This is a genomic window from Lysobacterales bacterium (assembly GCA_014946745.1).
Taxonomy (GTDB): Bacteria; Pseudomonadota; Gammaproteobacteria; order Xanthomonadales; family Xanthomonadaceae; genus Aquimonas.
On record JADCRD010000003.1, the window covers coordinates 318,336 to 342,454 of the forward strand.

The window sequence follows — 24,119 nt, forward strand, 5'->3', positions numbered from 1 at the left end:
CCCGCGCGCGAACGCAGGGGCGGGGGTGTTCGGGTCCGCTAGCGAATGCAGGGGCGGGGCGAGCGTTGAGGCCATGGTGGGTCAAGACCCACCCTATGCGGGTGGTGGGGCCATACGGTGGGTCAAGACCCACCCGATGCGGGTGGTGGGGCCATAGGAGGGTCTTCATCCGTGCTGCCTCAGGTTGTGCTACTCAGACCTCCCTTGCGCCTCCGTCCGGAACTCTGATGCCGATCCTCCTTGCTCGCTGGATCTCCAGCCTTTGGCATCCCCTGCTCTCGATCACGGTGTCGGTGCTGTGGGCGGCACTGCGCTCTGGCGACCTTGCGGCGGGGCGCAGCAGCCTCTTGGGCGCGCTGGCCTTGCTGGCCGTCGTGCTCGGCTTCCTGGTCTGGCAGACCCGCCGCGGCGGCTGGAGCCACATCGATGCCAGCCAGCCCAAGGAACGACGCAGCCTCAATCGCTTTCTGCTGATCGGCCTCGCCGTCGGCAGCGTCGCGGCAGGGCTTTCGGGTGCCCCGGAGTTGGCTTCGGCCCTGGGCGTCGTCGCTGCCTGCCTGGCCGTCGTCCTGGTCAGCGCGCGCTGGCTGAAGATTTCGCACCACTGCCTGTTCGCGGTGCTGCCCTTGGCCTGGCTGTGGCCCTCCGCACTGGCCACAGCGGTGTTCACGGCGATGGCCCTGCTGGTCGCGGCCTCACGTCTCCGCCTGCGCAGACACACCCGGGCGGAAGTGGCCTGCGGGCTCGTGCTGGGCGCGGTGGCGGCGCTCGTTCTGATTCTGGTTTCGCCCGCTCTGACGACGCTCAAGCCCTTGAGCTGAGCTGCGGTGCAGGCGCGTCGCGCAACCACGGTGCACGGCCTGCGCCACTGCCGGTAGCGGTCTCGACGTCTCGCTGGCGGGTCCTCAAGCTGCTGTTCAAGGCGGGCACTTGCCCGCTTGTGCTGCTCGCTGAACAGAGCTGCGCCAAGCGGCTCTTCGGTGTCAGCCTGCGATCTGGGGGTCATTGCCCTGCAATCTCGCGCAGGCAGGCTGCACAAAGCTTTGCGCCAGCCCGACCCCGATGACCGCCGACCCGCTTGTTCGCATCGTTCTCTCCTGTACGGCTGCCCGCGCAGCGTTCACACAGCGTGCTCGCACCCGCGCACTGCTGGCCGTGGTGCTCTCCCTGCTGTCAGCTTTGGCGCAGGCTCAGCCGCTGCGCATCCATGGTTCCAACACGGTCGGCGAGCGGCTCATGCCCGCTCTGGTCGAGGCGTGGCTGAGCGAGCAGGGCCACAGCGGTCTGCGGCGCGAGCCGCAGGCGCTGGACGAGCTGCTGATCCATGCCGGCGACGGCGTCAGCGTGCAGCTGCACTCGCACGGCAGCTCCACGGGATTTGCCGATCTCGCCGGCATGCGCGCCGATCTGGCGATGTCCTCGCGGCCGATCACCGAGGCCGAGCGCGCGCAGCTGGGCGAGGTGCGCGAGGTGGTGATCGCGCTCGATGGCCTCGCCGTCATCGTGCATCCCAGCAGTCCGCTGCGGCAGATCGAGCTGCGCGACCTGCGCCGGGTGTTCGCCGGCGAGTTCAGCGACTGGTCGCAGCTCGGCCGCAGCGCGGGCCGCATCGCCCTGCATGCGCGCGATGACCGCTCCGGCACCTACGACACCTTCCGCAGCCTGGTGCTGGGCAGCGCGCCGCTGTCGCTGCGGGCGCTGCGCTACGAAAGCACCGAGGCGCTCGCGGCCGCGGTGGCGCGCGATCCGAACGCGATCGGCTTTGTCGGCCTGGCGGGGGTGAAAGGGGTGCGTGCGCTGGCGGTGGCCGATGGCGCGCTGCCGCGCGAGCCCAGTGCGCGCGAAGTGGCGGTGGAAGACTACGCATTGGCGCGGCGGCTGTTTCTGTACGCGCCGGCGCGTGAGGACGGGCGTCTGGAGTCGCTGCTGGCCTTCGTGCTCTCGGATGCGGGTCAGCGCATCGTCGAGGGCACCGGCTTCGTCTCGCAGCGCGTGCAGGCGTTTGCGCCGGAGCTGGCCGCGGATGCGCCTGCCAACTATCGCCAGCTGGTGCAGGGCGCGCGCCGGCTCTCGCTCAATCTGCGTTTCGACGAAGGCAGCATCGCGCCCGACAGCAAGGCGCTGGCGGATCTTGAGCGCCTGGCCGAGTTCATGCGGCAGCCCGCGCAGCAGGGACGCTTCCTGCTGCTGGTCGGCTTCGCCGATGCCGGCGAAGTGACTCCGCTGCAGGCTGAGGTTCTGAGCAACGATCGCGCCGATCAAGTCGCCGATCGCATGGAGGCGCTCGGCCTGCGCCCGCGCAGCGTTCGCGGCCTCGGCGGCCAGCTGCTGCTCTCCGCCGACGACAGCCCGCGCGGCCGCGCGCGCAATCGGCGCGTGGAAGTGTGGTTGCGTTAGCAGGCTGTTGAAAAACAGCCTGCTGGCCCGGCCAGGGATGGCCGGGACGACGAAGCAGGCGCGTCAGCGATGGATGCGTCCTGAGGCGGTACGGACCTGCGCCGGACCGCCGACTTGGAAAACTCCCCGGAAGGGAGTTTTTCAACAAGCTGCCAGGGCAAGGCGTAAGAGTTCAGCGTTGTCGCGCGACAGGAGTGCGCGCTGGCGGCGGGCGTCTCCGCGATCAGGTCGCGGCGGTCGGCGATCGGCCGCAAGTGCCCGACAGGAACGGCCTGCCGCCTCGCGCTGCGGCGCGCGCACCCGTTCAGCGCGCGGTGTCCTCGGCGAAATCCGAGACGTGTTCGTCCACCGCCTTCCATTGGCCCGCCTCGCGGCGCAGCACCAGAGTGAGGTACTCGCCGCCGGTCTCGTCGCCCTTTGTCCAGTGGATCCGCCCGACGGCGACTGCGAGATCGCCGGCGACATGAATGCGTTCGAGCCGGGTCGACATGGCGGTGATCGCGGCATGGTCCATGGCCGCGAATTCAGCCAGCGCCGCGGCGCGATCCTTCACCGCGCCCTCGACCACCCCCCGATAGTCAGCGGCGAGCAGGGTCTCGACGGCCTGGGTGTCGCCCGTCTGGTAGGCGCGGTCGTAGGTGGCGACGAAGGCACGGATGGCGGTGTCGTCGTTGGCGTGAACGTTGACCCCGGCACACAGCAGGCCGGCGAACAGCAGCGGAATCCTCTTCATGCTGCGTCTCCTCGGTGGGTGCCGCGAGTGGCACCCTTGAGACAACGCAGGAACGCGCATCCCGGGATCACGAGGCGCCGGCTTCGCGCACCGCCCGCCAGTGTTCGACGCACTGATCGGCTTGCTGGGCAACCGCTGTGCTGACCCCGAGCGTGGCGAGAACCGCGGTGACGGGGTCCGTGCCGATGCGCCGCGGGATCGTCGAGACAGCCTGTGCTCCGCTGCTGCAGACGCATATCGATCCGTGACCGTTTGGCATCCACCCACACCCGGCCGCCGCGCGCTGCCCGGGCCTGCAGGAAATCATCGCCGATCGCGCGGCTCACCCCTCGCGGCCCGACTCCGGAAGCCCTGCAGGGCCAGTCCAGAAGGCGCTGGTCCGGACGCACTCGCGCTGGATCAAGCACGTGCGTGCTCGATCGGCGAGCGCCCTCGGTGGCGGGCGGCAGCGCTGAGCGCGCGAAAGAACCAGCCGCCCACTGCGGCCACCTCTGGACGTTCGTGCCTGCGGCGCGCGACGCGAGTTCTACGTTCATTTGATTCACCAAACTCGCTTGTCCTCGCGTAGTCCGCTTTGCCACGAACGCTCTGACTCGCCCTCGCTACGGTGTCCGGGTCATCCCACAGGTCTGGGAACGGGCGCTATCCGCGACTGCAGCGCAGCGGTCGAGGGCATTCCGCCCTTCGCAGGGGTGAAGAGCGGCCGCCGGACTGTTCGGCAACCGTCGCACGGAATCTCGACGTCGCGACAAGGTCGCTGCACACTCCCGTCCATCGCGCTGCGGGAGGGAATGCGGGTGGACGCCGAGATCACCGAGCTGCTGCGTCAGCACCACGCCGGCGACCGCGCCGCCTTCGATCGACTGCTGCCGCAGGTCTACGCCCAGCTGCGCCAGATCGCTCGCCGGCAGCTGCAGCGCTTCGGCGCCACGCCCACCCTGCAGGCCACGGAACTGGTGCAGGAGGCCTACCTGCAGCTGGTCGAGGAATCCGGCGTGGCCTGGCAGGACCGCGGCCACTTTTTCGCGGTCTGCGCGCGCGCGATGCGGCGGATCCTGGTCGATGCCGCGCGTCGCCGCGGCGCGCTGAAGCGCGGCGGCGATCAGCAGTTAGAGGAACTGTTGCCCGACAGTGGCTCGGTGGAGGCCATCAGCACCCATGTGCTGGCGCTCGACAGCGCGCTGGGCCAGCTGCAGCAGATCAACCCGCGGCTGGTTGCCCTGATCGAATGCCGCTACTTCGCCGGCATGAGCGAGCCCGAAGCCGCGCTCGCCCTGAACGTGCCCCTGCGCACCCTCCAGCGCGACTGGCTGCGGGCGCGGGTGTGGCTGCAGCGGGCGCTGGGATGAACGCCGAGGCGGGCTTCGAGGAGGACGATCGCGCGCGTCTGGATGCCAAGTTCGACGCCCTGCTGGCGCTGGACCCGCCGGCCCGCGCCGCAGCCCTGCAGGTGGAGCGTCAGCGCGATCCGCGCATGGCGGATGCGCTCGACGCGCTGCTCGCCGAAGCCGCTGCCCTGGGGTCCGACTCGTTCGCGCTGCCCCCTTCCTCGCAGCTGTGGCGGGTGCTGCTGGATGACGTCGCCGACGCCGAGCCGGATCCGCTGGGTGGGTCTCTGTCCGGCGAAGCCGCGTTGCAGCAGGTCGGCTGCTGGCGCCTGCTGCGCGAGCTGGGCCGCGGCGGCATGGGCAGCGTCCATCTGGGCGAGCGCCGCAGCCACGGTTTCGTCCAGCGCGCCGCGGTCAAGCGGCTGCATGCCGGCATCGACTCGCAGGAGTTCCTGCGCCGCTTCGAGCTTGAGCGGCGCATTCTCGCGGAACTCTCGCATCCCGGCATCGCCCGGCTGATCGACGGTGGCGAAGACGCGCAGGGCCGGCCTTACCTGGTCATGGACTACGTGGACGGGCAGGCGATCGACCGCCACTGCGACGCGGACCGACTCGGCATCGAGGCGCGGGTGGCGCTGTTCCTGCAGGCGCTGGAAGCGCTGGCGCACGCGCATCAGCAGGGCGTTCTGCACCGGGATATCAAGCCTTCCAACCTGATGGTGGACAGCGCAGGGCGGGTGCGTCTGCTCGACTTCGGCATCGCCAAGCCGCTGCAGGCAGCGGCTGCCAATGATCTGGCAACGGCGACCGGCCTGCGCCTGCTGACGCCGCAGTACGCCAGCCCGGAGCAGCTGCTTGGCCAGCCCATGGGTGTGGCGTCCGACCTGTATCAGCTCGGCCTGCTGCTGTACCAGCTGCTGTGCGGTTGCCCGGCCCAGCAGCCGGTGGATCCCAGCCCTGCCGCCCTGCAGCGCGCGGTCTGCGAGCAGCTGGCGCTGCCCCCCAGTCGACGCTTTCGGGAGGGCGAGGATGTACTGGCGCGGGCGCTGGCACGCGCGAGCAGCCCGCGCGCACTTGAGCGACGGCTGCGCGGCGATCTCGACCGGATAGTACTGATGTGCCTGCGCAAGGAGCCCTCGGCCCGCTACCCCGACGTGCCAACACTGGCCGAAGACCTGCGGCGCTGGCAGCACGGGCTGCCGGTGCTGGCGCGCGCACCCGGCCGGCTTTACCGCGCACGCCGCTTCCTGGCCCGGCATCCGATCGAGTCAAGCGCGCTGCTTCTGCTGGTTCTGCTGCTGATCGGATACGGAGTGCAGCTGCGCGATCAGGCCCGCGCGCTGGCGGCGGAGCGTGATGCGGCGGATGCCCAAGCGCTGCGCGCCGAGCGCGTCAAATCGATGTTGCTGCAGCTGTTCGCCCAGGCCGACCCCGAGCGCAGCGGGCTGGCCGATCTGAGTGTGCGTGAGGTGCTCGCGCAGGGCCTCGCGCCCCTGCAGGCCGAGCTGGAAGCTGACCCCGGACTCTCTTTCGACCTGCGCCTGACCGTGGCAGAAGCCCAGCTCAGTCTCGGGCTGCCGGACGAGGCCTGGGCCGAGATCGAACGGGCCGGCGTGGCGGTGCCGGAGAACGTGCGCAGCCCGACGCAGCGGCTCCTGTGGTGGCTGCTGGCCGGGCGTGCCCAGTACGAACTGGGCGCCTATGCGAAGGCGCGCACCTTGCTCGAACAGGCTGCCGCTGCCACCGGGGGCGACTCCGCACCCACGCTGCGCGCCTTGCAGTGGGAGGCACGCAAGGCTTTGGGATGGGTCGAACTGTCGGACGGGCGGATCGAGCATGCCGATGCGCAGTTCACTGCGCTGCTGACAGAGATCGAAGCGCAGTCCGCGCTGCCGTCTGAGGCGCAGGCCGACACCCGTCTGGCCCTGGCCGGGATACTCAACAGTCTGGGCGCGGCGCGCCGTGCCGGCGGTCAGCTCGATTCGGCCACGCAGCTGCTGCAGCGCTCCAACGCGCTTCACGCGGAGCTGCTGCCCGCCGGCCACCCGGAGCGTATCCACGTCATCAACAACCTGGCGGTGCTGTATCGCAGCCGCGGCGACGAAGCGGCCGCTGAAGCGCTGTACCGGCAGGTGCTCGAAGACAGTCGCCAAGGCCGCGGCAGCCTGCATCCCGGAACGGCAACGATAATGAACAATCTTGCCCGACTGCTGAAATCACAGGGCAAGCTGGACGAAGCGCTGGCGCTGCTGAAGCAGGCGCTGAAGATCCGCAGCGAGCGCTTGGGCGAAGCCCACCCCCTGGTGGCGATGACCCACAGCGACATCGGCTGGGTGCAGCACGACCGCGGTGAACTCGAAGCCGCGGACCAGCACTACCGGATCGCCCTCGATCTGTACCCCGCAGACCACGCCTGGCGCGCTGCCACCGTGTTCAACCTCGGCCGCGTGTTCGAGGCGCGCGGGCAGCTTGCGCAGGCCGAGCAGCATTACCGCGAGGCGCTGCACGACCAGCAGCGCCAGTACGGACCCGACCATGAGCGAGTCGGTATCGACCATCTGCATCTCGGCATCGTGATGCGCAAGCAGGGTCGGCTGCAGGAGGCCGCGCTGGAGCTCGACTCCGCTGCACGCGTCTTCGCTGCATCCCTGCCGGACACCCACGACCGGTTCGCACAGCTTTGGCTCGCCCAGGCCGATCTGGCCGAAGCGGACGGGCGCACCGCCGAAGCGCGGGACCTGCTGCAGCGCGCGTTGAGCCAGCGCGAGCGTCAGCTGGGGCCGGACGACGCCCGCACCGTGGCGGTGCGCATGCGACTGCGACCCTGAACCGATTCAGCCGCAGGCCGGATCGAGCTGGATCTGAACGCGCCCACGGTTGTTGCCCTCGTTCGATTCCTTGACGCTGTCGTCGCTGTCGAGCTCGACCTGGACCCAGCTGCTACCGCCGGACAGCTGCACGTTCAGCTCGAAGGTCCGGGTCTCACCGGGCTCCAGCGCCGGTTGCTGCAGCACGCCGAGCGTACGGCCTGGGTGGCCTGAGGACCGCGACGGGCGCTGGCGCAGCACATGTCGCGTCGCCGCGCTGTCCTGCTGGCTGTCATTGATCACGCCGATCTGAAGCGACAGCAGGCAAGTTCCGTTCACGACGGTCGCCGAGGGAATGTGCAGCTCACCGTCCCACGCACCCGTCTGCCCACCGAGGCGCAGCAGTGGCAGCAGCGCCAGGTCAGGCTTTGGGAACGACAGCTCCAGCGACTCGACGCGTTTGAGCTGGAGCTCGCCCTGACCGGGGCCTTCGGGGTCGGTGCAATTGGAGTAGGCCACGGTACCGCCCCCGGGGCGGGGGCAGTTCCTTGCCCCTGCAGCGGTCACCTCCGGCGTTGGCGTCGAGCTTGCCGTGCGCACGGCGGGCACGACCGGTGCAGCGCTCGGCACGGTCTGGGCGGGCGCCACGGCGCTTGCCGCCGTCAGGGCGACGCCGAGTGGGAGAGACAGGAAGCGGGCGACGATGCGCATGCTGAGGTCCTCGCAGTGGATTGGCTGGCGGCTTGGAGCACGAGCCCGGACCAGCGCCGGACACGCGCCGTCTGATCAAGGCCAGGATGAAGTTGAACAGACCTTCCCTAGTCGGATTCTCCCAGCCAAACCCGCCAGGCGGACAACTCGCTCGCTGTGTGGCGGGTTGCAAGTCTGCTCTGCGACCAAGGCCAGCGCTCGGCCCAGCTGCGCACGCGTCTGCGCGGCGATCGCGGTCTGATCGCAGCGATGTGCCCGCATAGGCCGCCGAAGCCGCGTTGAGTTCGCGGTCGAGGAGGCCCTGCAGCAGGCGCCGAGCCCATTCGAAGCGGCATCGCCGGCCGGGCGCGATCCCATCGCTCAGACCTGGATCGCGATCGAGGAACTGCTTCGGGTCGAGCGTGATGCAGGTGCGCCGCGGCTGGTGTTCATCGCAGGCAGGCAGCCGCAGCGGAGCGGCACCTGCCGACGCGATCCGCTTCGCAAGCAGCGCGCGAATCCAGCCACGGGTTCCCAACGTGCTCCAAAAGCGGCGATGGCAGTCGGGCAGAACACGAGATCGAAAAAAGTTGGCGGGGTTTTTCGGGCGTCTGCGACTACAGGCTCGGAGCAGGACGCAGCCGCTGGTGGCGTCCGCCTCCACCCCACTGTCTGCACACCAATGGAGCAGCCCATGAGTACCGACAAGAGTTTCGGCGTGCGTGCGCCGATCACCCCCGAACAGCAGGCCGAGTTCAATGCACCCGTCGCAGAAGCCTTCGGCTTGGAGAGCCTGGAGCCGCGTGAGCGCGCGGAGGCCGAAGCGCTGAGCCAGCGCATCGCCGCGGTTCTGATCAAGAGCCTGCTGCATCGGCTGGACCCGGCCGCAAACCCCATCAGCGATCCCACCAGCCTGGAGGGGCGACTGGCCGCTGCGGCCCTGGCCGTACCGCCGGCAGCCATCGCGCGTATGGCGCCGGGCCTGCGTGCGCTGGCACGCAGCCCACAGAAGCTGCGCCAGGCACTGGGCGGTGCCGATCTCAAGCTGCAGGACCTGAAACCGGCTGGCCTCGATCAACGCCTTGGCTTGAAGTTGAAGCCGACCACCCTGCCGCGGCTCACCATCAAGCCGCGCCAGGCGGCGCCGGGCACCCTGCGCGGCACGCCACGCAATGCAAACACGTTCACCCGCTGCCATCTGGTGCTGCGCGCCATTCACTGTGTGCGTGAGACCCAGCCGCCCGGCACCGACGAGATGATCTTCGGGGGCTTGCGTATCGGCTCAAGCGGCAATGTCTCGGTCATCAAGTCATTCGATGCGGGCGACTTCCGCACCGGGACCTATGCAAGCTACGGTGAGCTGTTTCTGGGCCAGTACAGTCTTCGCACCACTCCCGGCTACCCGAAACACCTGTACGCGATCTTCAAGCTGGTCGAATCCGACAGCAATGATGCCGAGGTCGCCCGCCAGCTCACCGACGCTCTGACCGCTCTGGCAGGCGCCATCATGAGCGCGATTGTGGGGCCTGCCGTGGGCGCAGCGATTGCCGGTGTCATCGGGGCAATCGGCAATGTGATCGCCAACATCCTCGATGAAGACGAGATGCGGCCCTACGGCATCCGACTGACCCTGAACAACCAGAGCCAGTTTGGCAGCGACGGCGTCGGCCCCAAGGTGCACACCGGCGATATCACCGGTCACGGTGGGCGCTACCGCATCGGCTATCGCTGGGTGCTGGGCGCTTAATCAGGCGCTGGACAACGCCCGCCGGCGGAGCCGACCCGGATGACTGAAACTACCCGCCGCCGCGATCGCGGCAGGCGGGTTGTTTCCGCATGCGCTTTCGTCCTGCGGCGCCACCGGCCGCTGCCCGCGCTGCAGCAGGATGCGCACGCATCATCATCAACGCCGACACCGGGGCGGTGATGAACAGAAACAGGGTGATCAGCAGTTCGCGCAGGCTGAAAGCCTCGCTCCAGAACAGGTGGAACAGCATCGAGGCGATCAGGATGCCGCCAACGCCCAGCGTGGTCGCCTTGGTCGGCCCGTGCAGCCGCTTCTCGAAGCTGCCGAGCTTGAACAGTCCGTAGCTGCCGACGATCGCGAAGAATCCGCCCGTCAGCAGCAGCGCGGCCATCAGGTACTCAAGAACGCTGTCGATGTTCATTCGATGATGTCCCTGCGCATCGCATAGCGCGACAGTGCCAAGGTGCCGACGAAGCCGAGCATGGCGATCACCAGCACGGCTTCGAAGTAGACGTCCGAGCGCAGCTGCATGCCAAGCAGAATGAGCAGCGCGATGGTGTTGACGGACATCACCACCACCAGAAACAGGCGCAGCGCCACCCACGGACGGCGGACACCGGCCGGGCCATGACGCAGACGCTGGGCGATCTGCGGCAGCAGCATGGCCTGCAGGGTCGCCAGCAACAGGTTTCCAGGTTCTAGGCTGCCGACCCGCAGCAGCCACGCCACGATCACGCACAGGCTGAGCAGCGGCGCGCGAAACAGGGTCTTCATCACGGGGCCTCCCGGCGGCGGGCCCCAGCGGCGTGGCGGAGCGCAGGCGCGGCGCGGCGGCATCGACCGCGCACCGGTAGTCGTGGGTGGAATGCACCTGCTGCGCGACCTGCGCCGGGTATTCGCCGCCGAGTTCAGCGACTGGTCGCAGCTTGGCCGCAGCGCGGGCCGCATCGCCCTGCATGCGCTCGCTGACGGCTCCGGCACCTACGACACCTTCCGCAGCCTCGTGCTGGGCCGCTCGCGCAACCGGCGCGTGGAGGTGTGGCTGCGTTAGGCCAACGCTCAAGAAATCAGCGTGGTCGCGCGCCATGGAGGGCGCGCCCGCGGAGCGAGCACGCAGGGGATTCCTCCCGCGTGAGTGAGTCCGGCGCGAGCGCGAACGAGCGATCCGCTTGCGCAGACGGCGATGAGGGACGCACCCTGCTGCATCCCCATCCCGACTCCCAGGTCTGCCAGTGCCCCCGCTGTCGCGTCGCCCTGAACGGCCCGCCCTGCTGCCCTGGGTGCAGCGACTCTGGCTGCACGCGGCGGCCCACTCGCCCGTGGCGGCCCGCGAGCTTTGCCTGCCGTCGGCCATGACGCGACTGGTGCTGCGCCTTGAGGGGCGGGCGATGCGCAGCTTCCGCGGCGTCGAGGACCGCCGCGGCGTTCCGCATGCGCGTCTGCAGTACGCCGGCCTGCGTCATCGAAGCCTGCTGCGCAGCGCGGCCGACAGCGGCGTGAGCGTCGGCGTGGATCTCAAGCCGGGCGCAAGTCTGGCCCTGTTCGGGCAGCCGGCGGATCGCCTTGCCGGCCGCCACCTCGATCTCCTGGATCTGCTGCCGGCCCGTCTGCGCAGCGGGCTCGCCGCGCTGCAGCGCATGCCGGCCGACGCAGCCCTGCTCGACCGACTGGAAGACCTGCTGCTTGCCTGCCTTGAGGGCCGCGACACCGCACTGCTCCAGTGCGAGCGCTGGGACGAAACGCTCGCGGCGCTGACCGTGGGCACCCCGGTACTGGTCTTGGCCGCGACTTCGGGTCTCAGCCATCGCGTCTGGCTGCAGCGCTTCCGCGCCGCGTTGGGCTGCACGCCGCGCGAGTGGCGCGAACTGGCCCGCTTCTCACGCGCACTGCCCGCCCTGCGCGAGCAGCCGCACAGGCCGCTGGCCGAGCTCGCGCTCGATCTGGGCTTCCACGATCAGGCACATCTGTCGCGCCAGTTCGCGGTGCATGCGGGCATCGGCCCGGCGCGCTACCGCCGCTGGGGCGGGCCGTGGATGCAGCATCTTCCGCTCGACTGAGCGCGTGCGCGAAAACTCCCCGCCGACTGCAACCGCCGCTGGACGCTCGTGGCGGCAGCGCGCTGCGCACGCGCAGACAGGCCCGCGCTACGGCGTCTGCATTCAGCACACGCTTCAAGACTGTCGCTTTCCCAGCCCGGGTCAAGTGGATACAAGACAGGGCGAGGCTGGCGAACGCAGACTTGGCGCGCTCCGCCCACGAGAGGCCCACATGCACCGTGAACTGTTCCCCTACCTGTGCGTCGCCGATACCTCGGCCGCGCTCGCCTTCTACGCTGAAGCCTTCGGCGCGGTCGAGAAGTTCCGTCTGGTCGAACCCTCGGGCCGCATCGGCCATGCCGAGACCTGCATCGGCGAGTTCACGCTGATGCTCTGCGATCCGTTTCCCGAAGTCGACATCCGGCCACCGGCCCAGCCCGGCCAGGCGGGCGTCACCCTGCATCTGCACGTCGACGATGCCGATGCCGTGGTGGCACGCGCGGTGGCCGCGGGTGCCCAACTGCAGCGCGCGGTCAGCGACGCCTTCTACGGCGAGCGCGGTGGCGCGGTGATCGACCCTTTCGGACATCGCTGGTTGATCGGCCACAGCATCGAAGACGTGAGCCCGGAAGAAATGCAGCGTCGCTACACCGCCCTGTTCCAGTAGCCCTTGCCCGCCTGTGCGCGCTCGCGTGCTGAAGCCTCAGCGGGCTCGCAGCTTGTTGAAGAACTCCCTTCCGGGGGTGTTTCAAGTCGGCGGTCCGGCGCGGGTCCGTACCGGCTCACGACACATCCATCGCTTACGCGCTTGCTTCGTCGTCCCGGCCATCCCTGGCCGGATCAGCAGGCTGTATCTCAACAGCCTGCCAGGCGCACCTCGATGCAGCCGGCGGCGAGCAGGGCCTCGGCGCTGGCGCTGTCGCTTGGACAGGGAGCGAGCCCTGTGGCGAACAGCCCGACCACCCGGTCGCGGCCGCCGCGCTTGGCCAGGTAGAGGGCGTGATCGGCGAGGTCTATCACCTGCTGCCAGTCCAGCCAGTCCGGGCGTTTCGGGTCGAGCGGCAGGCAGGCCAGACCGATCGAGCTGGTGCAGCGGCCCTGGCGGCCGCCGCCGAGCGCGAAGCGCGCCTCCCGGATGGCGACGCGCAGCGCTTCAGCGCGCGCCAGGGCATGCGCTTCGTCGCGCACGCCGAAACGCATCAGGAACTCTTCGCCGCCCCAGCGCACGGCGAGGTCATCGCTGCGGCAGTGCAGCCTCAGCAGGTCGGCGAACGCGACCAGCAGGGCGTCGCCGCCGGCGTGGCCGTAGGCATCGTTGACCTGCTTGAAGTGGTCGATGTCGAGCATCAGCACCACCTGGCGACTGGATTCGGTGTGGCGGCGTTCGTCGGCGCTGGCCTCCAGCCGCCGGCTGGCGTCGCGGCGGTTGCCAAGGCCGGTCAGCGGGTCGGTCAGGCTGACCCGTTCGATCTCGGCGTTGGCCGCACGCAGGGCGGCGTTGGCCGCCTCGAGTTCGGCGGTGCGCTGCTGCACGGTGGCTTCGAGCTCCTGCACGTGGCGCTCGATGCGGCGGCGCATCTCGTAGGTTTCGATGGCGCGTTCGACGGTCAGCAGCAGCTGGTCGCGGTCGTAGGGCTTGACCACAAACTTGTGGATGCCGGCGCGGTTGATCGCCTCGACCACGGCGCCGACGTCGACAAAGCCGGTGACGATAATGCGGATCGCCTCCGGCAGGCGCTGTCCGAGCTGGCTGCACAGCTCGACGCCGCTCATTCCGGGCATGCGCTGGTCGCTCAGGATCACGCTCGGCAGACGCTCGCGCGGCAGCGCGTCGAGCAGTGCCAGCGCGGCGGCGCCGCCGTCGGCTTCCAGCACGCGGTAGTGCGGGGACAGCAGAGCGCGCAGCACGCTCAGATTGCCGGGCTCGTCGTCGACCACCAGCACGCTGTGGCTGGGCTCGATGGATCGCTCCTCGGGCGGCAGACGTTCCTTCTTGAACACGCTCACGCGGTGCCCCCCTGGGCTGCGCGCTGCGGCAACGCGCGCTGGACGCGATCATGCGGCAGCCGCGGCCGTCCGCCAAGCGCGCCAGGGCTGACAATGTCGGCTAGCATCGGCGCGGTCGCCTTCGAGGGTTCGACGTGCCGTCCACGATCCTGCGTCGCTCCGCGCTCGCCTGGTTCTGCGCCTGCCTGCTGTGCCTGCTGCCGCTGCCGCTGCCGGCGGCGCTCGATCCTGTTGATCTGAGTTTCCGCAGGCTCGATCAGGAGTCCGGGCTGTCGCAGGGCAGCGTGCTGGCGCTGGCGCAGGATGCGCAGGGCTTCGTCTGGCTGGGCACCCAGGATGGGCTCAACCGTTTCGACGGTTTCGAGTTCCGCGTGTTTCGGCCCGACGCGGCAAGGCCGGGCAGCCTGTCGAACAACTGGGTGAGCGCACTCGCCGTGGATGCCGAGGGCGCGCTGTGGATCGGCACGCAGGCGGGTCTCAACCGGCTGCGTCCGGACGAGGAACGCTTCGAGGTTTTCCGCCAGCGGCCCGATGATCCGCGCAGCCTGGCCGGCGACAGCGTGCTGGCCCTGCACGTGGATGAGCGGGGGCGGCTGTGGATCGGCACCGATGCAGGCCTGTCCCTGCGCGGCGCCGACGGCGGCTTCGCCAGTTTCCGCCTGCCGGGTCAGCGGACCGATCAGCGCGTGCACGCCCTGCTGATGGTCGAGGGCGTGCTGTGGGTGGGCACGGTCGATGGCCTGTGGCGCTTCGACCCGGAAACGGCGCACTTCGCGCGGGCGCCGGCCGGTGCGGCCGATGGTCGCCCGGTCCACGCGCTGGCCGTGGATGCAAGACGGCGGCTGTGGGTGGGCGGCGAACAGCTGCCCCTGTCCCTGCTCGATCTCGCCACCGGCACCTGGCAGCAGGCGCCGCAGGCGCGCAGCGACGTGCGCAGCCTGCGGGTCGACCGTAGCGGCGCGGTCTGGGCTGGCGATGAGACGGGCCTGCAGGCCTATCGCGAGGACGCCAGCGGCCGCCTGCAGGTGCTGCGCCATGCGCATCAGCGGCACCAGCGCCACAGCCTGAGCCGTGGACGGGTGATGTCGCTGCTGGAGGACCGCGCCGGCACCCTCTGGATCGGCACCTGGGAAGGCGGCGCCAGCCGACTCAGCGCCTACAACAACCGCTTCCGCAGCTACGACCCGGACTCGATCGCGACCCGCGCGCTGCGTGCGCCCGGCATCGCTGCCCTGGTCGCCGAGGGCGATGCGCTGTGGCTGGGCGGGGCCGAGGCGCTGTACCGATTCCGCCCCGAGCTCGGCGAGCTGAGCGAGGTCGCGGCAGCGCCAGGCGGCTTCGTGTACTCGATGGATCTGCAGCCGGAGGGCCTGTGGTTGGCCAGTCGCGATGGCCTGCACGTGCTCGATCGCGAGGGGCGGCTGCAGCCTGCGCCGCTGCCGCCGGCGCTGCAGAGCGTGCGCTCACGGCGCTTTCTGGTCGACGGCGAACGTGTCTGGATCGCCGCCGACACGCGCGGCCTGTTCGTCGTCGATCGCCAGCGCGGCGCGGTGCTGGCCGAACACCCGCTGCCGGCCATCGTGACCTTCATCGAAGCGCTCGATGCCGACACGGTGGTGCTCGGCGCGCATGACGGCCTGTACTGGTTCGATCGTCGCAGCGGTGCGCTGCGTCACCGCCATCCGGTGATGACGCCACCCGGCCCGGGCCAGCTGCCGGCAGGGCCCTCGGCCCTGCTGCAGGCCAGCGACGGTCGCCTGTGGCTGGCCACCTACGGCGGCGGCCTGCTCGAACTGCAGCCGGGCGCCAACCGCGATCCCGCCCGGGTCGGCCTGCGCCCGGCGCTGGCGGCAACGGCGCTGGCGGCGGGCAGCCTGAACGCGCTGCTGGAGGACACCGAGGGCCGGCTGTGGATCAGCATCAATGGGGCGATCGCGCACTTCGATCCGGCCAGCGGCGAGCTGCGCCGTTACGACGCTGCCGACGGTGTACTGGGGCGCTACTGGATCGGCGCGCGCGCGCGCACCAGCCGCGGCGTGCTGGCGTTTGCCGGCCCTGACGGCCTGACGCTGTTCGACCCGGCCGATGTCGGCCGGGCACCGCCGCCGCCCGCACCGCTGCTGACCGCGCTCGAGCTCGACAACCGCCGCATCGAAGCGGCGTCGGACCGCGAATCGAGCGTACTGCCCAGGCCGCTGCATCGACTGGACGCGCTGGTGCTGCCGCCGGCACAGGCGCGCACGCTGAGCCTGCACTTCGCTGCACCCGAATACGTTGCGCCCGAGCAGCTGCAGTTCGGCTACCGGCTCGACGGCTTCGACGACGACTGGATCGAAGCCCCGCGCGGGCGCCGGATCGCCACCTACACCAACCTGCCGCACGGCGACTACGTGTTCCGCGTGCGCGTGCGCAACGCCGAGGGCACCGAAGCCGCCGCCGAGGCGCGCCTGCCGCTGCAGGTGCAGCCGTTCTGGTGGGACACCCTGGGCGCGCGCGTGCTGTTCGTGCTGCTTGCCATCGGGTTCGCCGCCGCTGTCGTCGGCCTGCGCATGCGTCAGCTGGAAGCGCAGCGCCAGCGTCTGCAGCGTGAGGTCGAGGCGCGCACGGCGGATCTCACCGCAGCGCTCGGCAAGCTCGCCCTGAGCGAGCGACTCGCCGCGGCTGGCCAACTCACGGCCGGGCTTGCGCATGAGCTGAACAATCCGGCGAACTATGTGCAGCTGGCCAGCCGCAATGCCGATGCAGCCCTGGCCGAGTTCTACCGCTTTCTGCAGGTGCTGGGCGGCGACGATCTGGAGCCCGAGGTGGCTGCGGCGATCGCCCGTCGGGTCGAGGCGCTGGCGGCGCAGCTCGCCACGGTCGCCGAGGGCAGCCACCGCATCAGCCACATCGTCCAGGCCCTGCGCGTTTTCTCGCGGCTTGACGAATCCGAGCGCAAGTTCGCGCCTGCCGATGAGCCGCTGCGCGCCGCCCTGCAGCTGATGGATGCACGCCTGCGCGGCGGCGGTATCGAGCTTGACGCCGACATCCCACCGCTGCCGCCGCTGCTCTGCCAGCCGGCGCGCTTGTCGCAGGCTTTTCTCTCGATCCTGGAGAACGCCGCGCTGGCGATCGAAGCGCAGCGCGAGCATGCGCCCGCCGGCTGGCAGGGACAGCTCAGGATTCGCGTGCGCGTGCTCACCGAGCGCTTCGAGTTCGCGCTCTGCGACAACGGCTGCGGGATCGCACCCGAGGTGCTGCCCCACCTCTTCGAGCCCTTCTTCACCACCCGTCCGGTCGGTCAGGGCAGCGGCCTTGGCCTGTCGGTGGCCTGGGGAATCGCCGCCGATCACGGCGGCCGCATCCGCGTGGAGTCCACGGCGGGCGAGGGTTCCTGCTTCACTCTGGAGCTGCCCCGTTGAGCGCCGCGCATCCGCCCTGGCTGTTGCCCGCCGCGCAGGCGGCCCTGTTGGCGCACGAGCTCGGCAACCCGCTGGGCATCGCTCGGCTGTCCACGCAAGACATCGAGACCGAGCTCAAGGCCTTCCACAGTGAGCTGCTGACGCTGGCAGGCGAGGATCTCGACCCGGCGGTGCGCGCCCACTTCGAGCAGCGCTTCAACAGCTTCGCCGAGCGCATCGACACGCTGGCTGCCGCGCAGCAGCGCATGGCCGGCCTGGTCGAAGAGCTGCGCGCCCAGGGCCAGGGCGCGGCGGCGGCGAGCGAGGCTTTCGACCTTGCCGAGCGCCTGCGCGCGGCGATCCGGTTGGCCTCGGCGCGCAGCGGGCGAATCATCGATGTCGGCGAAGAGTCGACCGCCGTCCAGCCCTGGCACGGGCCGCTCGCGGTGCTGGACCGGGTGCTGCTCAACCTGGCCATCAACGCGGTGCAGGCCATCGCGCGGCGCGCCGAGCAGGAGGGCGCAGGCTTTCGCGGTCGCCTGCGCAGCCGCTGTCTGCGTCACGGCGGGCAGCTGGTGGTCGAGATTGACGACAACGGCATCGGCATCGCGCCGCAGGACATCGATCGCGTGTTCGAGCGCGGCTTCAGCCGACGGCGCGAGGCGGGCGGCAGCGGGCTGGGGCTCGCCTACGTCCGCGAGGCCGTTCGTGCGCTCGGCGGCGACATCGGCGTGGCCTCGCTGCCGGGGCAGGGCACGCGCTTTCGTCTGTGGCTGCCCGCGCCGGTCGGCTGAGCCGGCCGAGTGCGCCGAGCGGTGGGTCAAGACCCACCCTATGGGGTAACGGGGGTGCATAGGGTGGGTCTTGACCCACCGGGCTGCCCACACATCGCTCCCGCGGGCGGGCCATACCTTGCCCACTGGACGGCTTACTCGCTGACGGTGGGCGCCCGCGGGCGGTCCGCGCGGCGCGCCAGGTGCGCGCGCATCATCATCAGCGCCGACACCGGTGCGGTGATGAACAGGAACAGCGTGATCAGCAGTTCGCGCAGGCTGAAAGCCTCGCTCCAGAACAGGTGGAACAGCATCGAGGCGATCAGGATGCCGCCAACGCCCAGCGTGGTCGCCTTGGTCGGCCCGTGCAGCCGCTTCTCGAAGCTGCCGAGCTTGAACAGTCCGTAGCTGCCGACGATCGCGAAGAATCCGCCCGTCAACAGCAGTGCGGCCATCAGGTACTCAAGAACGCTGTCGATGTTCATTCGATGATGTCCCTGCGCATCGCATAGCGCGACAGTGCCAAGGTGCCGACGAAGCCGAGCATGGCGATCACCAGCACGGCTTCGAAGTAGACGTCCGAGCGCAGCTGCATGCCGAGCAGCATCAGCAGCGCGATGGTGTTGATGTACATCGTGTCGATGGCGAGGATGCGGTCCTCGATCGACGGCCCGCGCAGGAGGCGCCAGCCCGAGAGGCACAGGGCCACGAGCAGCATGCCCATGACGATGCCGATCACGGTGTCGATCATTCGAAGATCTCCTTCAGCGGGGCCTCGTAGCGCTGCTTGATCTGGGCGATGGTGCCGGCCTCGTCGTCGAGGCTGAAGCAGTGCACCAGCAGGTAGCGGTTGTCGGCGCTGACCTCGGCGCTCAGCGTGCCCGGGGTCATGGTGATGATGCCGGCGAGCGTGGCGATGGCGTGCGGGTTGCGCACCTCCAGCGGCAGCCACAGGAAGCCCGGGTGGATGTTGGCCTCGCGCCCCAGGATCAGCTTGGCCACCTGGATGTTGGAGACCACGATGTCCCAGAGCACCACCAGCAACAGGCGCAGCGCCACCCACGGACGGCGGATACCGGCCGGGCCATGACGCAGACGCTGGGCGATCTGCGGCAGCAGCACGGCCTGGACGCTCGCCAGCAGCAGGTGCCCGGGTTCGACGCTGCCGACCAGCAGCAGCCACACCACGAACACGCACAGGCTCAGCAGCGGCGCGGGAAACAGCGTCTTCATCACGGGGCCTCCCCGGCAGCAGGCGCCAGCGGCGTGGCGGAGCGCAGGCGCGGCGCCGCGGCCTCGACCGCGCGCCGGTAGTCCTGGGTGGAATGCACCTGCTGCGCGGTCTCGCGGCTGTAGCGCAGCAGCGGGTTGGCGAACAGGCTCATGCCGATGCCGAGCGCAACCAGCGCGCCGACGGCGATCAGCTCGGCCCGGGCGGGACGCAGCGCGCCCGCCTCGGCCTCCGAGTCGTCGTCGTCGCGCACGCCGCCGCTCTTCCAGAACAGCTGGCTGCCGGCGCGCGCCATGGCGATCAGGCAGAGCAGGCTGCAGATCAGGATCAGCGGCCACAGCCAGGCCGCCTGGGCGTTCTCCATCGACGCCAGCAGGGTGAACTTGCCGACGAAGCCCGACAGCGGCGGCAGGCCGACCAGGCTCACCGCGATCAGCAGGTAGAGCGCGCCGAACAGGCCGCGGTGCGGCACCGGCACCAGCGCCTTCAAGCTGTCGCCGGCGCTGCCGCGGCGACGGCGGATCAGATCGGCGAGCAGGAACAGTGCAGCCGCGCCGAAGGTGCTGTGCACGAGGTAGTACAGACCCGGCCCGGTGCTGGCCGAAGCGTCGAGGCCCAGCACGATGAACAGCGTCGCCGCGGAGACCACCACCAGGTAGGCCGCGAGCCCGCGCAGGCTGCTGGCGGCGAGCGCGCCAAGGCTCGCGAGCACCAGTGCGATCGCGCCTGCCGGCAGCAGCCAGTCGGCCGCCCAGCCTGCGAGCGCACCGGCGTCTTCCCCGAACAGCAGCGTGTAGACGCGCAGGATCGCGTAGATGCCGAGCTTGGTCATGATTGCGAACAGCGCCGCCACCGGCGCCGGCGAGCGCGCGTAGGTCTGCGGCAGCCACAGGTACATCGGCAAGAGCGCCGCCTTGGCGCCGAACACCACCAGCAGGATGCCGCCGGCGGCCAGGATGAGGCCGTGGTTCTCGATCGGCGCGCGGCCGATGGCCTCGCCCATCTCGTGCATGTTGAGCACGCCGAGCAGGCCGTAGAACAGGCCGAGCGCGACCAGGAACAGGGTCGAGGCGGTGACGTTGAACACCACGTACTGGAAGCCCACGCGGATGCGCGGACCGCGCCCGCCCGAGAGCAGCAGGCCGTAGCTGGCAATCAGCAGCACCTCGAAGAACACGAACAGGTTGAACAGGTCGGCGGTGAGGAAGGCGCCGTTCAAGCCGGCCAGCTGGAACTGGAACAGGGCATGGAAGTGCAGGGCGCGACTGTCCCAGCCTGAGCTGGCGTAGAGCAGGGCGGCGCTGCCGAGCACGGTGGTGGTCGCCACCATCAGCGCCGACAGGCGGTCGAGTGCCAGGCTGATGCCGATCTGCGCCGGCCAGTCGCCGAGCAGGTAGACGCTGACCTCACCCGTGCTCGCGCTCTGCAGCAGCAGCCAGGCCACACCGAGCTGCAGCAGCATGGCGACCGCCGCCAGCGCGCGCTGCGCGGTGAGGCCAGCGCGCTCGATCAACAGCAGCAGGGCGCCGGCCAGCAGCGGCAGGACGATCGGCAGGATGGGCAGGTGGTTCATGCCTCACCTCCGTCGCGCTCAGCCGCGCCGGGCTCGCGGCCATCAACGTGGTCGCTGCCGCTGTCGCCGCGGTTGCGGATCGCCGCCACCGCCATTACCGCGGTCATCGCGAAGCTGATGACGATGGCGGTCAGCACCAGCGCCTGCGGCAGCGGGTCGGTGTGGTTGGCCAGTGTTGGTGCGAGGCCTTCGCGCAGGATCGGCGGCGCTCCGACCTTGAGCCGACCCATCGAGAAGATGAGCAGATTCACTGCGTAGGAGAACAGGGTGAGGCCGAGCAGCACATCGAAGGTGCGTGCACGCAGCAGCAGGTAGATCGCCGCTGCGGTGAGCACCCCGATGGCGCTGGCCAGCGCGAGTTCCATCATGCGCCTTCTCCTTCCGTGTGGATGGCGGGGTGGGCGGGCTGCTGCGCGCGCGGACGGCGCACGTGGCCCAGGCTGGCGAGGATCAACAGCGCGCCGCCGCAGACCGCGAGCAGCACGCCGGTGTCGAAGGCCATCGCCGAGGACAGCGCGAACGTGCCGACGACGGGCAGCTCGACATAGCCGTAGGCGCTGGTCAGGAAGGGGTAGCCGAAGACCCAGGCGGCGACGCCGGTGGCGGTGCCGATCAGCACGCCCCAGCCGATGGTCATGGCGTAGTCGAAGCCGATGCGCTGCTCGACGTAGCGGCTGCCCGAGAGGATGTACTGCAGCACCATCGGCGAGACCAGCACCAGGCCGGCGATGAAGCCACCGCCCGGCTCGTTGTGGCCGCGCAGGAACAGGTAGACCGCAGCCGCCACCGCCAGCGGCAGCAGCAGGCGCGCCAAGGTGTTCGGAATCGACAGACGCTCAGGCGCGCCGCGCTGCAGTTCATCCGGGGCGACCCAGGCGCGCCGCAGCAGGGCGTGCACCACCAGGCCGGCGATACCGAACACCGTGAGTTCGCCCAGGGTATCGAAACCGCGGATGTCCACCAGGATCACGTTGACCACATTGCTGCCGCCGCCTTCGGGCAGCGAGCGCGCGAGGATCTCGCCGGCCACGGTGTCGAACGGACGGGTGATGATCGCGTACACCAGGGCCGTGACGCCGGCGCCGCAGGCGACCGCGATGCCAAGGTCGCGCCAGCGCCGCAGGGCGCTGCGTTCGCCGGCGCCCTCGGAGGGCAGATAGTTCATCGCCAGCAGCAGAAGCACCACGCTGACCGTCTCCACCAGCAGCTGGGTCAGCGCGAGGTCCGGCGCCGACAGCATGACGAAGCTCAGCGACACCAGCAGGCCGCAGCCGCCCATCACGATCAGCGCGGCCAGACGCTGCCGGTGCAGCACCGGCACCGCGATGGTGGCGGCGATCAGCAGCGCCCACAGCACCCAGCCGAACAGCGGCATCGGCTGGCCCTCGCCGAAGCCGCCGATGCCGTGGCCCATCAGGAAGGGTGCAGCGGCCAGCAGCAGCGTCGACAGCAGCATCAGCAGCAGGTAGCGCTGCAGGCTGCCGTCTTCGAGCCGCTGGGTCACGCGCCGCGCCAGGCTGACCAGGCCGTTGATCTTGGCGTGGAAGACCGCGAAACCCAGCGAGCGCCGCACGTCGCGATGCAGGGCCACGAAGCGCCGCAGTCCAAAGTACAGCGCGATGCCGCCGCCCACCGCGATGGCGCTCATCAGCAGCGGCAGGTTGAAGCCGTGCCACACCGCGAGGTAGTAGTCCGGCACGTTGCCGTGGGTGGCGCCGCGCACCGCGGTTTCCAGCACCGGCCCGATCACCCAGGCCGGGGCGATGCCGACGGCCAGGCACAGCAGCACCAGCAGTTCGACCGGCACCCGCATCATCCGCGGCGGCTCGTGCGGTGTCTTGTTGAGCACTTCGGTGCTGCCGGTGAAGAAGCAGTCGTGCACGAAGCGCAGGCTGTAGGCCATGCTGAAAATGCCGGCCAGCACCGCGGCGATCGCCAGCACCCAGCCCATCACCTCGTGACCCTCGATCTGCAGGGTTTCAGCGAAGAACATCTCCTTCGACAGGAAACCGTTCAAGAACGGAATGCCGGCCATCGCCAGCGCCGCGATGATCGCCAGCGTGCTGGTGATCGGCATGGTCTTCAGCAGGCCGTGCAGCTTGCGAATGTCGCGGGTGCCGGTCTCGTGGTCGATGATGCCGGCGGCCATGAACAGCGAGGCCTTGAACACCGCGTGGTTGAGGATGTGGAACACGCCGGCGACAACGGCCAGTTCGGTGGGCAGGCCGAACAGCAGGGTGATCAGGCCCAGGTGCGACACCGTCGAATAGGCCAGCAGGCCTTTCAGGTCGTGCTGGAAGATCGCGAGGTAGGCACCGGTCAGCAGGGTCGCCGCGCCGAAGCCGCTGACCGTGTAGAACCACAGGTCGGTGCCGGCCAGCGCCGGATGCATGCGCGCCAGCAGGAACACGCCGGCCTTCACCATGGTGGCCGAGTGCAGGTAGGCCGAGACCGGCGTGGGGGCCGCCATCGCGTGCGGCAGCCAGAAATGGAAGGGGAACTGCGCCGACTTGGTCACCACGCCGCCGAGCACCAGCAGGGTCGCAACCGGATACAGCGCATGCGCACGGATCGCATCACCTGCATCCAGCACGGCGTCCAGCTCGTAGCTGCCGACGATGTGGCCGATCACCAGCACGCCCGCCAGCAGGGCCAGCCCGCCGGCGCCGGTGATGGCGAGCGCCATACGCGCGCCTTTGCGCGCGTCCTCGCGATGGCTCCAGAAGCCGATCAGCAGGAAGGAGCTGATCGAGGTGAGCTCCCAGAAGGTGGCGAGCAGCAGCAGGTTGCCGGCGATGACCATGCCGAGCATGGCTCCCATGAACAGCATCAGATACGCGAAGAAGCGCGGCGCGCTGTCCTTGGGCGACAGGTAGTAGTGCGCGTAGACCACGATCAGGAGGCCGATGCCGAGCACCAGCCCGGCAAACATCCAGGCCAGGCCATCGATGCGCAGCGACAGGTTCAGGCCAGCCTCGGCGATCCACGGCGTGAAGCTGCGGACGACCTCGCCCTCCATCACCTGCGGGGTGATCGAAGCGAGGATGGCGAGGCCAGTGAGCGGCGCCAGCGCAGCGATCGCGGCGGCCACGCTGCGCGGTGCCCGGTGGGCAAGCGCGATCAGCAGGGCGCACACGAAGGGCGCAGCGAGCAGGATCTCGAGCATGGTGCGATTCCGTATCGAGGGAGGCGTGCGCGCGACCTGATCACGCGATGATTTCACCGCTCAACCGCAAGGGTGAAGACCGCGCGCAGCGGGGCTAGTCTAGCCCATGGATGTGAAGAGTCCGCGGGATTTTCCCATCGATTCCGCGACTTGCGCTGGCAGCGCGCGGATAAGTACGTAGAGCCTGGATTGGGGATTGGGGATTGGGGATTGGGGATTCGCCGAAGCTTGGGCGCTGGCATGCGCTTCAG

At 69.7% G+C, this 24,119-nt stretch carries 21 protein-coding genes; 10 read left to right on the forward strand and 11 right to left on the reverse strand.

Annotation, left to right across the window (positions count from 1 at the left end):
- The first annotated feature begins 227 nt into the window (after positions 1 to 227).
- A complete protein-coding gene (locus H4O13_17180) occupies positions 228 to 821 on the forward strand; it encodes a hypothetical protein (protein MBE5317129.1) in 594 nt (197 codons plus the stop codon).
- A 241-nt stretch (positions 822 to 1,062) separates the two neighbouring features.
- Entirely contained in the window at positions 1,063 to 2,397 is a 1,335-nt protein-coding gene (locus tag H4O13_17185) for a substrate-binding domain-containing protein (GenBank protein ID MBE5317130.1), read from the forward strand.
- Between the two features lie 304 nt (positions 2,398 to 2,701).
- On the opposite strand, the gene H4O13_17190 is transcribed toward H4O13_17185, so the two are convergent.
- Complete coding sequence (locus tag H4O13_17190; protein MBE5317131.1) at positions 2,702 to 3,130, reverse strand: nuclear transport factor 2 family protein; 429 nt, start codon at positions 3,128 to 3,130, stop codon at positions 2,702 to 2,704.
- 791 nt (positions 3,131 to 3,921) lie between these two features.
- Between H4O13_17190 and H4O13_17195 the strand changes: the two genes are divergently transcribed.
- Positions 3,922 to 4,479: a sigma-70 family RNA polymerase sigma factor gene (locus H4O13_17195; GenBank protein ID MBE5317132.1), complete on the forward strand. Its 558-nt coding sequence runs from the start codon at positions 3,922 to 3,924 to the stop codon at positions 4,477 to 4,479.
- Positions 4,476 to 7,286 carry a tetratricopeptide repeat protein gene (locus H4O13_17200; GenBank protein ID MBE5317133.1) on the forward strand — a complete coding sequence of 937 codons (2,811 nt, stop codon included), beginning with the start codon at positions 4,476 to 4,478 and terminating at the stop codon, positions 7,284 to 7,286. The genes H4O13_17195 and H4O13_17200 overlap by 4 nt, the downstream gene beginning before the upstream one ends.
- A gap of 6 nt (positions 7,287 to 7,292) precedes the next feature.
- On the opposite strand, the gene H4O13_17205 is transcribed toward H4O13_17200, so the two are convergent.
- On the reverse strand, positions 7,293 to 7,976 hold the full coding sequence (locus H4O13_17205; GenBank protein MBE5317134.1) for a hypothetical protein: 684 nt from the start codon (positions 7,974 to 7,976) through the stop codon (positions 7,293 to 7,295).
- A 673-nt stretch (positions 7,977 to 8,649) separates the two neighbouring features.
- Here H4O13_17205 and H4O13_17210 point away from each other — a divergent pair.
- Positions 8,650 to 9,702 (forward strand): hypothetical protein, encoded by a 1,053-nt coding sequence (locus tag H4O13_17210; GenBank protein ID MBE5317135.1) that lies wholly within the window; start codon positions 8,650 to 8,652, stop codon positions 9,700 to 9,702.
- A gap of 49 nt (positions 9,703 to 9,751) precedes the next feature.
- Here the strand turns inward: H4O13_17210 and H4O13_17215 are convergent, their stop codons facing one another.
- Both H4O13_17215 and H4O13_17220 read right to left on the reverse strand, forming a co-directional pair.
- On the reverse strand, positions 9,752 to 10,123 hold the full coding sequence (locus tag H4O13_17215; protein MBE5317136.1) for a Na+/H+ antiporter subunit G: 372 nt from the start codon (positions 10,121 to 10,123) through the stop codon (positions 9,752 to 9,754).
- A complete protein-coding gene (locus H4O13_17220) occupies positions 10,120 to 10,365 on the reverse strand; it encodes a K+/H+ antiporter subunit F (GenBank protein ID MBE5317137.1) in 246 nt (81 codons plus the stop codon). Before H4O13_17220 ends, H4O13_17215 begins: the two co-directional genes overlap by 4 nt.
- A 202-nt stretch (positions 10,366 to 10,567) precedes the next feature.
- Between H4O13_17220 and H4O13_17225 the strand changes: the two genes are divergently transcribed.
- The 3 genes from H4O13_17225 to H4O13_17235 all read left to right on the forward strand — a co-directional run bounded on the left by H4O13_17225 (position 10,568) and on the right by H4O13_17235 (position 12,405).
- Positions 10,568 to 10,753, forward strand: coding sequence for a hypothetical protein (locus H4O13_17225; protein MBE5317138.1), 186 nt, complete (start codon positions 10,568 to 10,570; stop codon positions 10,751 to 10,753).
- 181 nt (positions 10,754 to 10,934) lie between these two features.
- Positions 10,935 to 11,759 carry an AraC family transcriptional regulator gene (locus H4O13_17230; protein MBE5317139.1) on the forward strand — a complete coding sequence of 275 codons (825 nt, stop codon included), beginning with the start codon at positions 10,935 to 10,937 and terminating at the stop codon, positions 11,757 to 11,759.
- Positions 11,760 to 11,970: 211 nt separating this feature from the next.
- On the forward strand, positions 11,971 to 12,405 hold the full coding sequence (locus H4O13_17235) for a VOC family protein (GenBank protein MBE5317140.1): 435 nt from the start codon (positions 11,971 to 11,973) through the stop codon (positions 12,403 to 12,405).
- Positions 12,406 to 12,593: 188 nt separating this feature from the next.
- On the opposite strand, the gene H4O13_17240 is transcribed toward H4O13_17235, so the two are convergent.
- Positions 12,594 to 13,745: a diguanylate cyclase gene (locus H4O13_17240; GenBank protein ID MBE5317141.1), complete on the reverse strand. Its 1,152-nt coding sequence runs from the start codon at positions 13,743 to 13,745 to the stop codon at positions 12,594 to 12,596.
- Between the two features lie 134 nt (positions 13,746 to 13,879).
- Between H4O13_17240 and H4O13_17245 the strand changes: the two genes are divergently transcribed.
- Together H4O13_17245 and H4O13_17250 are read left to right on the forward strand one after the other, a co-directional pair.
- Positions 13,880 to 17,146 carry a hypothetical protein gene (locus H4O13_17245; GenBank protein ID MBE5317142.1) on the forward strand — a complete coding sequence of 1,089 codons (3,267 nt, stop codon included), beginning with the start codon at positions 13,880 to 13,882 and terminating at the stop codon, positions 17,144 to 17,146.
- Positions 17,143 to 17,919: a HAMP domain-containing histidine kinase gene (locus H4O13_17250; protein MBE5317143.1), complete on the forward strand. Its 777-nt coding sequence runs from the start codon at positions 17,143 to 17,145 to the stop codon at positions 17,917 to 17,919. Before H4O13_17245 ends, H4O13_17250 begins: the two co-directional genes overlap by 4 nt.
- Positions 17,920 to 18,053: 134 nt before the next feature.
- On the opposite strand, the gene H4O13_17255 is transcribed toward H4O13_17250, so the two are convergent.
- The 6 genes from H4O13_17255 to H4O13_17280 are packed head-to-tail and all read right to left on the reverse strand — an operon-like array spanning position 18,054 to position 23,868.
- On the reverse strand, positions 18,054 to 18,383 hold the full coding sequence (locus H4O13_17255; protein ID MBE5317144.1) for a Na+/H+ antiporter subunit G: 330 nt from the start codon (positions 18,381 to 18,383) through the stop codon (positions 18,054 to 18,056).
- Positions 18,380 to 18,649 (reverse strand): K+/H+ antiporter subunit F, encoded by a 270-nt coding sequence (locus tag H4O13_17260; protein ID MBE5317145.1) that lies wholly within the window; start codon positions 18,647 to 18,649, stop codon positions 18,380 to 18,382. The genes H4O13_17255 and H4O13_17260 overlap by 4 nt, the downstream gene beginning before the upstream one ends.
- Positions 18,646 to 19,131: a Na+/H+ antiporter subunit E gene (locus tag H4O13_17265; protein MBE5317146.1), complete on the reverse strand. Its 486-nt coding sequence runs from the start codon at positions 19,129 to 19,131 to the stop codon at positions 18,646 to 18,648. Before H4O13_17265 ends, H4O13_17260 begins: the two co-directional genes overlap by 4 nt.
- Complete coding sequence (locus H4O13_17270) at positions 19,131 to 20,702, reverse strand: monovalent cation/H+ antiporter subunit D (protein ID MBE5317147.1); 1,572 nt, start codon at positions 20,700 to 20,702, stop codon at positions 19,131 to 19,133. Before H4O13_17270 ends, H4O13_17265 begins: the two co-directional genes overlap by 1 nt.
- The gene (locus tag H4O13_17275) at positions 20,699 to 21,067 is read right to left on the reverse strand and encodes a Na+/H+ antiporter subunit C (GenBank protein MBE5317148.1); all 369 of its coding nucleotides are present in this window, start codon (positions 21,065 to 21,067) and stop codon (positions 20,699 to 20,701) included. The genes H4O13_17270 and H4O13_17275 overlap by 4 nt, the downstream gene beginning before the upstream one ends.
- Positions 21,067 to 23,868, reverse strand: coding sequence for a monovalent cation/H+ antiporter subunit A (locus tag H4O13_17280; protein ID MBE5317149.1), 2,802 nt, complete (start codon positions 23,866 to 23,868; stop codon positions 21,067 to 21,069). The genes H4O13_17275 and H4O13_17280 overlap by 1 nt, the downstream gene beginning before the upstream one ends.
- Positions 23,869 to 24,119 lie beyond the last annotated feature (251 nt).